The organism is Rhodococcus sp. OK302 (assembly GCF_002245895.1).
Taxonomy (GTDB): domain Bacteria; phylum Actinomycetota; class Actinomycetes; order Mycobacteriales; family Mycobacteriaceae; genus Rhodococcus_F.
Genome location: NZ_NPJZ01000001.1, coordinates 2849549 through 2864883, shown reverse-complemented (window position 1 = coordinate 2864883; position 15335 = coordinate 2849549). Strand labels below are relative to the sequence as shown.

Genomic DNA, 15335 nt, shown 5'->3' with positions numbered 1-15335 from the left:
AATCATGGAACGCGCCAAAAGTCAGTGTGGGCTCATGCAAGACGCGGTGGGTGACGTCGACGCGATCCGAACAACCGCGTCCAGTGCCGACGGCACCGTCGTGGCCTGCGTGAACGGCACCGGAACGCTTGTTGGACTGACAATCACGGATGCGGTGACGACGATGGACTCCCGCGCAGTGGCCGCTCTGACGATTGCCACCATCCACCAAGCTGTTCACCGCAGCGGGATCGAACGCGAGCGCCTCATCAGTCGGCTCCACAGCTCACTCGGCGAGGTGTGAGCTACCCGCGCTATGCCTACGGCGGTTCGATGGATAGGCTTCCGCCCATGGCTGGAGACATCGTCCCTATCGAAATCGGGCTCACCAACGGAGACCTCGTCACTTTGTGGGCGCCACGGTGGCGTGAGGGAGACGAAGAGTGGGAGGCTTTCCTCGGCCACGAGGAAAACCTCTACGGGTTCGCGTCGGTCGCCGAACTCGCAGCATTCATCCGCACCGACACCGACAACGACTTGGTCGACCACCCCGCGTGGAGTGTCGTATCCGGCCTCTCTGCAGCGGAACTCGAACCGGAAGAGAACTTCACCTTCGATTTTGTCGGTGTGCCTGAGCTTGCTGCCGGTGACCCTGAATCGCTGGTCGTCGCAGAACTCGAAGAGACTCTGAACATGGCCCGCAACATCGGTGAGGTCTGCGACCTCGATCCGGTCATCCGATTCTTCAGCGGACACCCGATCCTGGGCGCACTCGCCACCGGTGCCAGCACATTCGACGGCCGCGAAGGTCTCGAAGTGTGGGATCAGGTCGGGGCTGCCATCGCCAAGGACTGGGACAAGGTGCTCGATGCCATCGACACCGTGGTCACGTCACCCGCTGTCGATGCTGCCGCCGTCGCTGTTGCCGAAGCCGAACTCCTCGCTGCTGCCGAGAACACCGTCGATGCCGACGACGTTGCCGAGGAAAGCGAAGACGAAGAGTTCGACGAGGAAGATGAAGGCGACGACGACTTCGAGGACTCTTTCTGGGAGTCCGTCGGCGTTGACCCGGTCCGCATCATCACGTCGGCCGACACGCTCTACACCCTGCGCTGCTACCTGAATGATCGCGCAGTCTTCCTCGGACAGAACGGACTGATCACGGTCTTCACGTCCGAGCGCAGCCTCGCCCGGTACCTGGCCGACAACCACGAACACGATCTGGCGCAGGTTGCCACCTACGGCGAGATCCAGAACGCTGCAGTGGACGGTTCCCTCGAAATCGAGGTCACCGACGAAAACGTCTACGTGCTGCCCGGCATTGCCGACGACCTGGCTGAGGGCCCCGAGGCCGTCGACGCCGAGCAACTCGAACTGGCCGTCGAATTGTTCACCGATGCAGCAGAATTCGCGAGCGACGACTCCGTCGACTCAGCGTTGGCTGGTTCCACGGAACTAGGCTGGTACGTCTCGTACCTCCTCAATCCCGACCCCTCACGGATGGCACCCAACCCGCCGTTCGTCATCGAATCCGAAGCCTGGCGCACTCTCGATCGCGAGTTCGAAGCCCGACTGCGCAAGGCCTGACCTGCAAGCAGTCGGCTGCGCAAGGCCTGATCTGCACGCAGTCAGGTGTGCAAGGCCTGATCTACCTATCAAGCCCGGTTACCCGACCAACACCGCGTAACCGGGCTTGATGACGTCGTCTATAAGAGCAAGCCGCTGATCGAACGGCAGGAATGCTGATTTCATGGCGTTGATCGTGAAACGCTCGAGGTCGACCCAGCCGTAGCCGAAGGTGTCCACCAACGCCGCCATTTCCCGACTCATGCTGGTATCGCTCATGAGTCGGTTGTCGGTGTTGACGGTGACGCGGAAGCGTAAGTCGGCCAACAGCCCGAACGGATGGTCGGCCAACGCTGCGACCACTCCGGTCTGAACATTGGACGTCGGGCACAATTCCAACGGAATCCGCATGTCGCGCACGTAGTTCGCGAGCCTACCGAGTTTGTGGTTTCCGTCGTCTGCCGCAGAAACATCGTCGACGATCCGCACCCCGTGCCCCAGTCTGTCGGCGCCACAAAATGCAATAGCCTCGTGAATCGACGGCAATCCGAAGGCTTCACCGGCATGGATCGTGAAGTGAGCGTTGGCATCACGCATGTACTCGAAGGCGTCGAGGTGGCGGCTCGGCGGATTCCCGGCTTCGGCGCCGGCAATGTCGAACCCCACCACACCGCGGTCCCGGAACCGCACGGCAAGTTCGGCAATTTCCCGGGAACGCGCCGCGTGACGCATCGCAGTCAGCAGACACCCGATCCGGATCTCCCGGCCCACCGCGCGGGCAGCGGACTCCCCGGCCCGAAATCCTTCGAGTACGTGCTCGACCACCTCGTCGAGAGTCAGACCTTGCTCGAGGTGTTGTTCGGGCGCGAACCGCACTTCTGCGTACACCACGTTGTCATCGGCCAGATCCTCCGCGCACTCGCGTGCCACCCGGGACAAACCTTCGGGCGTCTGCATGACAGCGACGGTGTGCGCGAAGGTTTCGAGGTACAACTCGAGAGATCCGCTGTCTGCTGCGGTCCTGAACCAGTGTGCGAGTTCCGGAGCAGTCTGAGCGGGAAGATCCTGATACCCACAGTGTTCCGCAAGTTCCAGAACCGTCTGCGGCCGTAAGCCACCGTCGAGGTGGTCGTGGAGTAGAACTTTGGGCGCCCTACGGATCGAGTCCAACACCGGTACGTTCATGCGTCATAAGCTAACCCGATTCGCCCGATATCCGCTCGATGAGCAAGGGCACCTCAACGAAGTCCTCGACACCGCCGATCGCCCAACTGCCGTCCAGGCTCCGACGGGCGGCGCCGAAGCGCTCGGGGGTGTCGGTGTGCAAAGTCAGCAATGGCTGCCCGGCACGTACCCGGTCCCCGGGTTTTGCGTGCATCTGCACTCCGGCGCCGGCTTGCACGACCTGGCCTTGGAACTCTCGTCCCGCGCCCAGTTTCCACGCTGCGACACCAACGCCCATCGCATCGAGTCGGTTGAGAACACCGTCACGATCGGCGGTAATCACCTCGGTGTGTCGGGCGACCGGCAACGTCGCGTCCGGATCGCCGCCCTGCGCGGCGATCATGGCGCGCCACCGATCCATCGCACTCCCGTCGGCCAATTTCTGCGCGGGGTCGACGTCGTCAATTCCGGCTGCAGACAACATTTCCCGGGCGAGTGCAAGCGTCAGTTCGACGACGTCCGACGGTCCACCGCCGGCCAGTACCTCCACCGACTCCCGAACTTCGAGTGCATTACCGGCAGTGAGTCCCAGCGGTGTGCCCATCTCGGTGATGAACGCCGTTGTCCGCACGCCGGCGTCGTTGCCCAGTTCGACCATGGTGCGGGCCAATTCTCGCGCGTCGCCGAGTTCCTTCATATACGCCCCGGACCCGACCTTCACGTCCAGCACCAGGGCGCCGGTACCTTCGGCGATCTTCTTGCTCATGATCGAACTCGCGATCAGCGGAATGGATTCCACCGATCCGGTCACGTCGCGGAGTGCGTAGAGCTTCTTGTCCGCGGGAGCAAGATTCGTACCGGCCGCACAGATAACGGCCCCGATCTTCGGATCCGACAGAATCTCGACCATCTCAGCCGTCGACAGGTCTGCGCGCCACCCCGGAATTGCTTCGAGTTTGTCGAGAGTTCCGCCCGCATGGCCCAGGCCTCGTCCGGACAGTTGCGGCACTGCCAACCCGCAGGCCGCAACGAGCGGCGCCAGAGGAAGCGTGATCTTGTCCCCCACACCACCGGTGGAATGTTTGTCGACGGTCGGGCAGGGCAAGTCCGAAAAGTCCATCGCGGAGCCGGATTCGATCATCGCGCGGGTCCACCGACTGGTCTCCGAACGAGTCATTCCGCGGAAATAGATCGCCATGGCGAGAGCGGACATCTGCTCGTCCGGGACAACCCCCGCGGTGAACGCTTGCACGACCCAGTCAATCTCCGTGCCCGAGAGTTCCAGCCCGTCACGCTTGGCTCTGATGATGGAGACGGCGTCAAACACGACGAAGCCCTTCTGCTTGTTCGGGTCCGAATGCTTCTGGCAGCAACTCTGCCAACTGTCTCGGCCCTCGAGATGTGTCGATGAGGAGTTCGCCCCCGCCGTGTTCGAGCAGGAGCTGCCGGCAGCGGCCGCACGGCATCAAGATCTTGCCGTCGGCATCACAGCAGGAGAAGGCAATCAACCGTCCACCGCCGGTCGCGGCTAAGTTACTCACCAGTCCACATTCCGCACACAGGCTCAAACCGTATGAGACATTTTCCACATTGCATCCGGAGACGATTCGACCATCGTCTACCAGTGCAGCGGCACCTACCCTAAATCCGGAGTAGGGGGCATAGGCCTGGCACATCACCTGTCTCGCGTTGTCGCGCAACAACTCCCAGTCAATTTCACCCATGGTTCGTAATACAATCACGCCGACTGAATGGATGCAGAAAGCGGACCGGAACCGCCAAAGCGACATTGGAAAGGCAAACCTTACAAAAGGTTTGGTGCGTGTACGAACCCCACGGCTGATTAGTTCCCCGTTTCACATAGGTTTAGAGTCTGAGTCAAGTCGGTTCAGGACCCCGTCGAGCCCCGGGCTGAGTACATCGAAAGCTCTCTGCAGGCTCGACGCGTCCACCAATGACGTTGGAGGCACAGCACTCGATGAGTACTACGACTGAAGCCGCTCCTCAGAAGGAGCGCACGAGGTCGCTTTACCGGGGCGACCCCGGAATGTGGTCCTGGGTTCTACACCGGATCACAGGCGTCGCAACTTTCTTCTTCCTATTCGTACACGTTCTCGATACGGCACTCGTGCGGGTCAATCCCGACACGTATGACGCCGTCATCGACACGTACAAGAACCCCCTTGTCGGTCTCATGGAGATCGGCCTCGTCGGTGTGGTCCTCTATCACGCCCTCAACGGCGTGCGTGTGATGCTCGTGGACTTCTGGTCGAAGGGCCCGAAGTACCAGCGCGTCATGCTCTGGACCATTCTGGCGATCTGGTTCCTGGTGATGATCCCGGGCGCCGGACGCATCCTCATCAACATGTTTGCGGAGCACTGACATGGCGACTTCTACTCACGGACCCGAAGCCAAGACACTGGGTACCTCTTACGACCGTCCGGCAAGCCTGGACAACCCGCGGTCCCCGCGGGCTAAGTCGCGGAGCAACTTCGAGCTGTACGCATGGCTGTTCATGCGCTTCTCCGGCGTTGCCCTGATCGTCCTGGTCCTGGGCCACATGTTCATCATGCTGATGCTCGACGGTGGCGTTCACCGTCTGAACTTCGCATTCGTTGCAGGCCGCTGGTCCAGCCCGTTCTGGCAGGTCTGGGACCTGTCGATGCTCTGGCTGGCACAGCTTCACGGCGGCAACGGCCTGCGCACGGTCATCGCGGACTACTCCCGCAAGGATTCGACGCGTTTCTGGCTGACCACGATCCTCGTCATCTCGATGATTCTGATCATGGCCCTGGGCACGTACGTCATCTTCACCTTCGACCCCAATATCTCGGCGAGCTAGGGGAGCACAGACTTCATGCAGGAACATCGTTATGACGTGGTCATCGTCGGTGCCGGCGGCGCCGGCATGCGTGCGGCCATCGAAGCAGGCCCCCGCGCCCGCACGGCCGTACTGACCAAGCTCTACCCCACCCGCAGCCACACCGGCGCGGCCCAGGGCGGCATGTGCGCCGCACTGGCGAACGTGGAGGAAGACAACTGGGAGTGGCACACCTTCGACACCGTCAAGGGCGGCGACTACCTCGCCGACCAGGACGCTGTCGAGATCATGGCCAAAGAGGCCATCGACGCGGTGCTCGACCTCGAGAAGATGGGTCTGCCGTTCAACCGCACACCCGAAGGCAAGATCGACCAGCGTCGATTCGGTGGCCACACCCGCGATCACGGTAAGGCCCCGGTTCGCCGTGCGTGCTACGCCGCCGACCGCACCGGCCACATGATTCTGCAGACTCTCTACCAGAACTGCGTCAAGCACGACGTCGAGTTCTTCAACGAGTTCTATGCACTCGACATCGCCATCACCGAGACCGAGGACGGCCCGGTTGCTACCGGCGTCATCGCCTACGAGCTCTCGACCGGCGAGCTGCACATCTTCCACGCCAAGTCGATCATCTTCGCGACCGGCGGCTCGGGACGCATGTACAAGACGACGTCCAACGCGCACACCCTCACCGGTGACGGCATGGGCATCATCTTCCGCAAGGGCCTCCCCCTCGAGGACATGGAGTTCCACCAGTTCCACCCGACAGGGTTGGCTGGTCTGGGCATCCTGATCTCGGAAGCCGTTCGTGGTGAAGGCGGCATTCTCCGTAATGCCGATGGTGAGCGCTTCATGGAGCGCTACGCCCCCACCATCAAGGACCTCGCTCCGCGTGACATCGTCGCGCGTTCGATGGTTCTCGAGGTCCTCGAAGGCCGCGGCGCCGGCCCCAACAAGGACTACGTCTACATCGACGTGACGCACATCCCCGAGGAAGTTCTCGACGAGAAGCTCCCCGACATCATGGAGTTCTCGCGCACCTACCTCGGCGTGGACCCCGTCAAGGAGCCCGTGCCCGTCTACCCGACGTGCCACTACGTCATGGGCGGTATCCCCACCAAGATCAACGGTGAGGTTCTGCGCAACAACACCGAGGTCGTCAAGGGCCTGTACGCCGCCGGCGAATGCGCCTGCGTCTCCGTGCACGGTGCAAACCGTCTCGGCACCAACTCGCTCCTCGACATCAACGTGTTCGGCCGTCGCGCCGGCATCGCTGCCGCCGAGTACGCGAACTCCACCGAGTTCGTCGACATGCCCGAAGCTCCGGCCACCATGGTCGAAGACTGGGTCGGCGTCATCCTGTCCGATCACGGCCACGAGCGCGTTGCGGACATCCGCACCGAACTCCAGCAGTCGATGGACAACAACGCATCTGTGTTCCGTACCGAAGAGCGCCTCACCCAGGCCCTCGCGGATGTGCGTGCTCTCAAGGAGCGTTACAACCACATCACGGTTCAGGACAAGGGCAAGCGCTACAACAGCGACCTGCTCGAGGCCATCGAACTGGGCTTCCTGCTCGAAATGGCAGAGGTCACCGTCGTCGGTGCGCTCAACCGTAAGGAATCACGCGGCGGACACGCTCGTGAGGACTTCCCGGATCGCAACGATGCCGAGTACATGAAGCACACGATGGCATACAAGGAGGGCGACGGCCTGCTCTCCGACATCCGTCTGGACTACAAGCCGGTGGTACAGACCCGCTACGAGCCGATGGAGCGTAAGTACTGATGTCTGCGCCTGCTGTAGAAGCGCCGAAGCTTCCCCCGGTCCCCGAGGGCGCCGTTATGGTGACTCTCAAGATCGCACGCATGGATCCAGAGTCGGGCGACGGCCAGCGTTGGGACAGTTTCCAGGTTCCGGCTCTGCCGACCGACCGCATGCTCAACCTGCTGATGTACGTGAAGGGCTACCTCGACGGCACCCTCACGTTCCGTCGTAGCTGCGCACACGGCGTCTGTGGTTCCGATGCCATGCGTATCAACGGTGTCAACCGCTTGGCGTGCAAGATCCTGATGAAGGACATGCTCCCCAAGGACGGCAAGCCGGTCACCATCACCATCGAGCCCATCCGCGGCTTGCCGGTCGAGAAGGACCTCATCGTTGACATGGAACCCTTCTTCGACGCATTCCGCGCCGTGAAGCCGTTCCTCATCACGACGGGCAACGCACCGACCAACGAGCGCATCCAGAGTGCTCACGACCGTGCGCGTTTCGACGACACCACCAAGTGCATCCTGTGCGCTTGCTGCACCACGTCGTGCCCCGTGTACTGGAGCGACGGTAGCTACTTCGGTCCTGCTGCCATCGTGAACGCACACCGCTTCATCTTCGACAGTCGTGACGAAGGCGCTGCCGAGCGTCTCGACATCCTGAACGACAAGGAAGGTGTGTGGCGTTGCCGCACCACCTTCAACTGCACCGACGCATGCCCTCGTGGCATCCAGGTGACCAAGGCGATTCAGGAAGTCAAGCGCGCACTCTTGTTCGCGCGCTAAACCTTTCGAATACAAAAAGTGCCCCTTCCGTCTTCGGGAGGGGCACTTTTGTTGTCGGCTAGGCGACCTTCGGGTGGTAGGTCAGGACCTGCACGCCGGATTCGTAGCGACGGTCCTCGACCAACTCGAGCACGATCTTGTCCGCGGATTCCGGGAACACTTTCCCACCGGACCCGAGAATCACGGGGAACACCATCAGTCGTAGTTCGTCGACCAACCCGGCGAGCAGCAGAGCATGGACAAGAGTCCGGCTTCCGGCCACCAGGATTTCGCCGTCGACCTCCTCCTTCAGTTTCGGAACGGACTCCTCGATCGGACCTTCCAGAACTGTGGAGTTGTTCCACTCGAGAGGCTCGGCCGAACTGGTGACGACGTACTTCGGCATCTCGTTCATCTTGTGCGCGAAGCCTTCGTCGTCTTCGCGATCAGGCCACGCTCCGGCAAAGCTCTCGTACGTACGACGCCCGAGCAGGAGTACGTCGGCGGCGAGGGTCTCGTCGAGTTTGAACTTCATTTGGTCCCCCTCCTGATACGGGACCACCCACCCTGTATGGGCATAGCCCGGTTCGCCTCCCGGCGCCTCCATGACCATGTCCAGAGACACGAACTCCGTCACTACAACCTTGCCCATACCGATCTCCTGCCGTGTGCGTCGATCGAACAGCTGACGGTTCCACTGTTGCAGACTGCGCGGCGATTCGGTGGTAGCGCACAATTCGCCTACCCTCGAATCGAGATGATGTGGCGTAGAGCGTGTGCAGTGGTTATTGCCGGAACCGTACTTTCCGGAATCGGAGGGGTGTCGGGAATCGCCGGGGCTCAGCCGGCTCCTCCACCACCACCTACGACGTCGGCACCGTTCACAACACCGAATACCGATAGTTGCCCGTTCACGAGCCGCCCGGCTCCCGCCGTCGACCTCTCCGAGGTGCCCGCACCCGGAACAACTGCGCCCGCGCCGATGCCAGTCCCTTCCGATCCCGTCGGCGGAGATCAGCTCGGCGGCTGTGGTGTCATCCTGCCTGCCGGCGCTCCTCCCTTACCCGCAGATATCGCCGCCTCCGGCTGGGTACTCGCCGACGCGAACACCGGTGAAGTACTCGCCGCAAAGGACCCCCACGGCCGTTACCGCCCGGCCAGCACCATCAAGATGCTCCTGGCTCTGGTCGCCCTGGACGAACTGAACCTCGACACCGTCATCACCGGGACCACTGAAGACGCCAATGCCGAAGGCAGCGCAGTCGGTATCGGCAAGGACGGGACCTACACCAACCGCCAACTGATGCAGGGTCTAGTCATGGCTTCGGGCAACGACGCAGCACATGCGCTGGCCCGCCAACTCGGCGGTGACGCTGCAGCTGTCAAGAAGATGAACGCACTCGCAGCCGACCTCGGCGCACTCGATACCCGCACCGCGACTCCCTCGGGGTTAGACGGGCCGGGAATGAGCAGCTCACCCTACGATCTTGCGGTGATCTTCCACGCTGCACTGCAAAATCCGACGTTCGCGGAACTCATCCATACCGAAACCGTCGAGTTTCCGGGATTCCCCAAGGACCCGACGATCCCCGAAGATCAGGACCGCCCCGGCTTCACTCTCGCCAACGACAACCAGTTGCTCTACAACTACGACGGAGCTCTGGGCGGCAAAACCGGGTTCACCGACGACGCCCGCCATACGTATGTCGGTGCAGCGCAGCGGAACGGTCGAACGCTTCTCGTCACGTTGATGGGCGGCGAAGCAAAACCGATCCGCCCGTGGGAGCAGGCCGCTCGTCTGCTCGACTTCGGATTCAGCCTCTCCCCCGCGATGACCGTCGGAACCTTGACCGATCTCGCATCCACCGACGACAAATCCGACGGAGCAACCACGACCACGCCAGTGCCCCTGGGTGAAGTGTCAGCTGCCGGAGCAACGCCCGGGCGTGACTTCAGCACGACTGCCCGCGCCGCGATTATCGGCTCCGGAGCTGCGGTTGTTCTCGGGTTGATTGTCGGTGCTGTCGTATTGAGCCGTCGACGCCGCTGACGCTCAGCGCGGACGCCGACGCAAGAACCCCGAAAGGCCGAGCCCGGCAACGGCGCCCGCCGCAATCAAGGCCGCTGTACGCGACGGGGAAGCGCCGTCTGCGACTACGATCCGCGGCGCGATAATTGCCGGATCCGGTGGCGGAATGTATGCCAGCGCAAGGCTTTCCTTCGTGGTTGCAGCCCACGCGGTGCAGAACAACAACATTCGCGAGGCCATGAACACGAATACCAGCAGACCGATGATCGGACCGAAAGCTACTCCGGCCGGACCGCTACTGACTGCCGAAAGATAGATCGCACCAACCTGTTTGAATACTTCGAACACGAGTGCTGCCATGAGCGCTGCCCGGGCGGCGCTACGCAGGGTGACCGGTTCACGAGGCAATCGGGCGATTACCCACAAGAAAACAGCCCACGTCGCCAGAATCGACAGCATTGTCGACACGATCCGAAGGCCGACGCCGACGCCAGTGATGTTCTCGAGATTGAGCCACGTGATGACTTGGTGCGCAACCGGTCCGCTGCTCAATGCAGACATACCGAGCGAAAGGATCAGTGCCAGGCCGAGACCGACAAGTGCTCCCGCATCCCCGAGCTTGGTACGCAGAAAACCCTTGGAATCACGCTTGCTCTCCCACATCGCGGTCAGCGCGTCCCGAACGTTGGCCATCCAACCGAGGCCCGCGTAGGCTGCGCCGAGAAAACCGAGCACACCCACACGGGCGCGGGCATCGATCGCCGACTGAATCAAGGAGTTGATGGTGTCGCCGAGGCTTCCCGGGATCGATTTGGTGATCTGTTCCTGAATCGAGTCCAGATATTCGGGATGACCGGCCAGGACAAAACCCGCGACTGCAAACGCGACCATGAGGATCGGTATCAGTGCCAGCACACTGAAATAAGTGATGCCGGCGGCGTAGTAGTCACCCTTCTGGTTCTGGAATCGCAGACCGGCTCGCACCAGATGATCCAGCCAGGGACGCGCTGCGCGCTGTTTATCGAGGAAACTCGGTTTCTCGACAACAACTGCATTTCCCGCGACACCTGCATCGGCCACTGCGCTCCCCCTCAAGTCGTGTGTGCGGTCCGATCAGCCCTTGGGTGTCAGGAACCCGACCTTCTCGTAGACGGTGGCGAGAGTGCTCGACGATACCTCGCGAGCGCGGTGCGAACCGGCAGCGATGATACGGTCCAATTCAGCTTCGTCGGCAAGGTATCCCTCCACCTTCGCTTTGAGCGGGGTGACGAACTCTGCCAGAACCTCAGCGGTATCGGACTTGAGATCGCCGTAGCCCTTACCTTCGTAGCCGACCACCAGCTTGTCGATCGGGACACCCGAGAGAGCCGACTGGATGGTCAGCAAGTTACTGACGCCGGGCTTGTTCTCCGGGTCGAAGCGGATCTCACGCTCGTTGTCCGTAACCGCGGACTTGATCTTCTTGGCGGAGACCTTGGGGTCGTCGAGCAGGTTGATCAGACCGGCGGGGCTGGCCGCAGACTTGCTCATCTTGGAGGTGGGATCCTGCAAGTCGTAGATCTTGGCTGTGCCCTTGATGATCTGCGGCTCAGGGATGACAAACGCCTTGCCGTAGCGCGAGTTGAAGCGCGCTGCCAGATCGCGTGCAAGCTCGAGGTGCTGACGCTGATCCTCGCCCACCGGTACGCGCTGCGGGCGGTACAGCAAGATATCGGCAGCCATCAGAACCGGATACGTGAACAACCCGACGCTGGCATTGTCGCTGCCCTGCTTGGACGACTTGTCCTTGAACTGCGTCATCCGGCTGGCCTCGCCGAAACCGGTGATGCAGTTCAGGACCCAGGCGAGCTGTGCGTGCTCGGGAACCTGACTCTGAACAAAAACCGTTGCGCGATCCGGATCGATACCGATCGCGAGAAGCTGAGCCACAGCAACTTTGGTGCGTCGACGCAGTTCCTTGGGATCCTGCGTCACCGTGATGGCATGCAGATCCGGGATGAAGTAGAAGGCGTCGAAATCGTCCTGCAACGGTACCCACTGCTGCAACGCGCCCAGGTAATTGCCGAGGTGGAAGGAATCCGACGTCGGCTGGATACCGGAAAGCACGCGAGGCTTGGTTGTGGGCGTCTGTTCTGCAGAGGTCGACATGGTTCCGATCTTTTCACGAGGTAGTTTCAGCGCGGCGCTGTGGTGTCCGGGTAGTCGAGTTCGACGAGTTCGGCGGCAAAGGAATCCGCGCAATCGGTACCGAACTGGTAGGCAGTCCGGAATGCTGTCGGCGCCCATTCTTCGGCATAGAAATCCATGGACTCCCGGAACCAGGCCACCTGATCCGGTTCGCCGCTCAGCAGCAATTCGGCGTCGCTGACCAGGACGACAAACCCCGCGCCCAGGCCGAGTACGTCGTCCAGATCGCGCATGACGTCGTCGAATGCGTCTTTGTTGCGCCCGAAATGGGACGGGAACTGGAAAGCCGCCGCAAACTCGTCGTACACCTGCGAGATGGTCTGCATGCGCGCACCGCGAACGATGCGGACGACATAGTCGGCAGTGCGTAGGTCGCGTGCCAACTTGTCGAGGACTGCCGGGTCGGCCGGAAGAGCCACCGATCTGACATCCGATACCGGATCGAGCCATCGGTCCACATCGACGCGTCGTTGATCAGACATCAGCGAATCCTCGTGAAGTTGTCGTAATGGTCCAATGTGTACCAGGCGGAACCGTCGTTGCCGGTCACGATGCGCTCGGCATCACGGCCCTGGCCATTCTTCTTCGGATTCACGTCCCACTCCTGATAGACGACGCGGCCGCCGCCCGCACCGACCGCCGGCAACCGGCCCTCACTGTTGCGGAAGGTGATGCCGCCCTTGGTTCCTACCGAGTTCGCGGAGTCCGGCCAACGACCCGCGTCGATCTCGACCAGGGTCGCGAGGACGCGCGCTGGTGCATCGCTGCTCGATGCTTTTGCGGTCGTCTGTTTCGCAGTTGTCGTCGGTCCCGCACCGGGTTTCGGTTTCGCACTCGAGGTGACCGCAGTCTTCGAGGTACCAGTCCCTTGCGACGCGGCAGTTGCGTTCGATGATGCTGAACTGTCGGAATCTCGGGATGAGAGCACCAGTCCCAGCACAATCGCCACCACCGCGACGACAACGGTAACTATCGCTTTGAGTGTCTTGGCACTCGGCATATCGCGCTCCTACCGGTACGAGATGGTGACGGGAGCGTGATCGGACCAGCGCAGATCGTAAGACTCGGCGCGTTCCACCTCACCGGCCTTGGCGCGCTCGGCAAATGCGCGAGTGGATACCTGGTAGTCGATACGCCAGCCGGAGTCGTTGTCGAAAGCCTTACCGCGATACGACCACCACGAGTACGGTCCCTCGACATCGGGATGCAACGTCCGGAAGACGTCGACCCAGGGCGATGCCTCGGAGAAGAGGACGTCCATCCACTCACGCTCGCTGGGCAGGAATCCGGAAGACTTCTTGTTGCCCTTCCAGTTCTTCAGGTCTGCTTCCTTGTGCGCGATGTTCCAGTCGCCGCTGACAACGACGTGCCGTCCGAGTGTCTCGGCTTCTGATGCCGTGGCTGACAGGTGAGCTGCGAACGAGTTCATGAATCGTTCCTTCGCCTCCTGCTTCGGAGTTTCAGCTTCCCCCGTCGGCAGGTACAGGCTCGAAACCGTCAGATCAGCGAAGTCCGCCTCGATGTAGCGACCGGCGTCCTGAAATTCGTCATCCCCGAAGCCGATGCGGACGGCGTCAGCTTCGACGCGGGAGAGGATTGCCACACCGTTGCGTCCCTTCGCCGACGGCTCAGCCGAGACGAGGAACCATCCGTTCGACAAGGCAGGTTCGAGAGTCTCGTGCAACTGCTTGTCCGACGCCCGAGTTTCCTGGAGGCAGATGAAATCCGCGTCTGTCTTCTCGAGCCACTCGAGCATTCCCTTGCGGGCAGCGGCGCGAACGCCGTTGACGTTCACAGAGGTGATCGTGTGTGGCGCGAGAATGTGGGAGTCAGCTTTTTGAGGCACGGCAAGCACCGTAGCCGATGGTGCCGACGATCTTTCAGTTTGCTGCTCTACGCGCCATGATTACAGCCGCTGCCAGCACGACAAGTCCGGCGACGGCGAGTAGAGATCCGACTGCGGCAGGCGCGGTGTATCCGTATCCGGCCGCGATGACGACACCACCGATCCAGGCTCCGAAGGCGTTGGCGATGTTGAGTGCGGCATGGTTGAGCGAAGCTGCGAGAGTCTGAGCGTCTTCGGCGACGTCCATCAAACGCGTCTGCAGACCGGGGACCATCGACGAACCGGCCAGCCCGATCAGGAACACGAACACGAGAGCCGTGTATGGGTTACGGACCGCGAGAACAAAGATCGCCAGCACGATTGCGAGCGACGCCATCGAGATGAACAAGCCCTTCATGAGGGCGCGGTCGGCCAGGTATCCGCCGACGAAGTTACCGGCCACCATGCCCAGGCCGTAGAGCATGAGTGCCAATGGAATGAAGGAGGTTCCCAGCCCGGAGACGTCGGTCAGCGTCGTACTGATGTACGTGTACACCGCAAACATTCCGCCGAATCCGACCATGCCCACGATCAATGTCATCCACACCTGCGGACGGCCCAACGCCCCGAGTTCGGTGATCGGATTACTGGCGGGCATCGCGTCGAGTTGCGGAATCCAGATGAGCAGCGACAACACAGTTGCGACACCGATAACCGCGACCAGAGCGAAGGCACTACGCCACCCCACAGTTTGGCCGAGCCACGCTGCAACCGGAACGCCGACGACGTTGGCCACCGAGAGTCCCATCATCACCATGGCTACGGCTTTGGCACGCTTACCCGGCTCGGCCAGGTGCGCCGCGACCAACGCCGCCACACCGAAGTACGCGCCGTGAGGCAAACCGGCAACAAATCGAGCCAGCATCAGCGTCTCGTACGACGGCGCAAACACGGAAGCCGCGTTGCCGACGGTGAAGGCGATCATGAGGGCAATCAGCAGTGTGCGCCGTGGAATGCGCGCAGTGAGCGCTGCGAGCAACGGAGCGCCCACAACCACCCCGAGCGCGTACGCGGAGATCACGTGGCCGGCTGTGGGCTCGGAGACGCCTAGACCCGCTGCCATCTCGGGCAGTAGACCCATCGCGACAAATTCGGTAGTACCGATGCCGAATCCACCCAGCGCCAGCGCGACCATCGCCGCGCGCCGGCCGGAACGAACACCGGGAGAA

General features: G+C 61.9%; 17 protein-coding genes. 7 read left to right on the top strand and 10 right to left on the bottom strand.

The window, feature by feature from the left end; genetic code table 11:
• Positions 1–4 precede the first annotated feature (4 nt).
• Both BDB13_RS13120 and BDB13_RS13115 read left to right on the top strand, forming a co-directional pair.
• Entirely contained in the window at positions 5–283 is a 279-nt protein-coding gene (locus tag BDB13_RS13120) for a YbaB/EbfC family nucleoid-associated protein (RefSeq protein WP_254922807.1), read from the top strand.
• 47 nt (positions 284–330) lie between these two features.
• On the top strand, positions 331–1566 hold the full coding sequence (locus BDB13_RS13115) for a primosomal protein (protein ID WP_094272021.1): 1236 nt from the start codon (positions 331–333) through the stop codon (positions 1564–1566).
• Between the two features lie 78 nt (positions 1567–1644).
• Here BDB13_RS13115 and BDB13_RS13110 read toward each other — a convergent pair whose 3' ends face one another.
• From BDB13_RS13110 to BDB13_RS13100, 3 genes are read right to left on the bottom strand one after another with little or no spacing between them, the layout of a single operon-like run.
• Entirely contained in the window at positions 1645–2730 is a 1086-nt protein-coding gene (locus BDB13_RS13110; RefSeq protein ID WP_094272020.1) for an adenosine deaminase, read from the bottom strand.
• Positions 2731–2740: 10 nt separating this feature from the next.
• The gene (locus tag BDB13_RS13105; RefSeq protein ID WP_094272019.1) at positions 2741–4036 is read right to left on the bottom strand and encodes a thymidine phosphorylase; all 1296 of its coding nucleotides are present in this window, start codon (positions 4034–4036) and stop codon (positions 2741–2743) included.
• The gene (locus BDB13_RS13100; protein ID WP_094272018.1) at positions 4029–4433 is read right to left on the bottom strand and encodes a cytidine deaminase; all 405 of its coding nucleotides are present in this window, start codon (positions 4431–4433) and stop codon (positions 4029–4031) included. The genes BDB13_RS13105 and BDB13_RS13100 overlap by 8 nt, the downstream gene beginning before the upstream one ends.
• 254 nt (positions 4434–4687) lie before the next feature.
• Here BDB13_RS13100 and sdhC point away from each other — a divergent pair, with 254 nt between their 5' ends.
• From sdhC to BDB13_RS13080, 4 genes are read left to right on the top strand one after another with little or no spacing between them, the layout of a single operon-like run.
• Positions 4688–5092, top strand: coding sequence for a succinate dehydrogenase, cytochrome b556 subunit (gene sdhC, locus BDB13_RS13095; RefSeq protein WP_169637068.1), 405 nt, complete (start codon positions 4688–4690; stop codon positions 5090–5092).
• Position 5093: 1 nt separating this feature from the next.
• A complete protein-coding gene (locus BDB13_RS13090; protein ID WP_094272016.1) occupies positions 5094–5552 on the top strand; it encodes a succinate dehydrogenase hydrophobic membrane anchor subunit in 459 nt (152 codons plus the stop codon).
• A gap of 15 nt (positions 5553–5567) precedes the next feature.
• Entirely contained in the window at positions 5568–7319 is a 1752-nt protein-coding gene (gene sdhA / locus BDB13_RS13085; protein ID WP_094272015.1) for a succinate dehydrogenase flavoprotein subunit, read from the top strand.
• Complete coding sequence (locus BDB13_RS13080) at positions 7319–8086, top strand: succinate dehydrogenase iron-sulfur subunit (RefSeq protein WP_094272014.1); 768 nt, start codon at positions 7319–7321, stop codon at positions 8084–8086. Before sdhA ends, BDB13_RS13080 begins: the two co-directional genes overlap by 1 nt.
• A 58-nt stretch (positions 8087–8144) precedes the next feature.
• Here the strand turns inward: BDB13_RS13080 and BDB13_RS13075 are convergent, their stop codons facing one another.
• Positions 8145–8717, bottom strand: coding sequence for a dihydrofolate reductase family protein (locus BDB13_RS13075; RefSeq protein ID WP_094272013.1), 573 nt, complete (start codon positions 8715–8717; stop codon positions 8145–8147).
• 105 nt (positions 8718–8822) lie between these two features.
• On the opposite strand from BDB13_RS13075, the gene BDB13_RS13070 reads away from it, so the two are divergent.
• On the top strand, positions 8823–10115 hold the full coding sequence (locus tag BDB13_RS13070) for a D-alanyl-D-alanine carboxypeptidase family protein (protein WP_094274888.1): 1293 nt from the start codon (positions 8823–8825) through the stop codon (positions 10113–10115).
• Positions 10116–10118: 3 nt separating this feature from the next.
• Here the strand turns inward: BDB13_RS13070 and yhjD are convergent, their stop codons facing one another.
• Genes yhjD through BDB13_RS13040 form a run of 6 tightly spaced genes read right to left on the bottom strand, consistent with a single transcriptional unit; the run spans position 10119 to position 15301 of the window.
• Positions 10119–11174 (bottom strand): inner membrane protein YhjD, encoded by a 1056-nt coding sequence (gene yhjD, locus BDB13_RS13065; protein WP_094272012.1) that lies wholly within the window; start codon positions 11172–11174, stop codon positions 10119–10121.
• Positions 11175–11207: 33 nt separating this feature from the next.
• A complete protein-coding gene (trpS, locus tag BDB13_RS13060) occupies positions 11208–12242 on the bottom strand; it encodes a tryptophan--tRNA ligase (RefSeq protein ID WP_094272011.1) in 1035 nt (344 codons plus the stop codon).
• A gap of 26 nt (positions 12243–12268) precedes the next feature.
• Entirely contained in the window at positions 12269–12763 is a 495-nt protein-coding gene (locus tag BDB13_RS13055) for a barstar family protein (protein ID WP_094272010.1), read from the bottom strand.
• Positions 12763–13281: a ribonuclease domain-containing protein gene (locus tag BDB13_RS13050; RefSeq protein ID WP_094272009.1), complete on the bottom strand. Its 519-nt coding sequence runs from the start codon at positions 13279–13281 to the stop codon at positions 12763–12765. The genes BDB13_RS13055 and BDB13_RS13050 overlap by 1 nt, the downstream gene beginning before the upstream one ends.
• A gap of 9 nt (positions 13282–13290) precedes the next feature.
• Positions 13291–14136, bottom strand: coding sequence for an exodeoxyribonuclease III (locus BDB13_RS13045; RefSeq protein ID WP_094272008.1), 846 nt, complete (start codon positions 14134–14136; stop codon positions 13291–13293).
• 25 nt (positions 14137–14161) lie between these two features.
• On the bottom strand, positions 14162–15301 hold the full coding sequence (locus tag BDB13_RS13040) for an MFS transporter (RefSeq protein ID WP_094274887.1): 1140 nt from the start codon (positions 15299–15301) through the stop codon (positions 14162–14164).
• Positions 15302–15335: the final 34 nt, after the last annotated feature.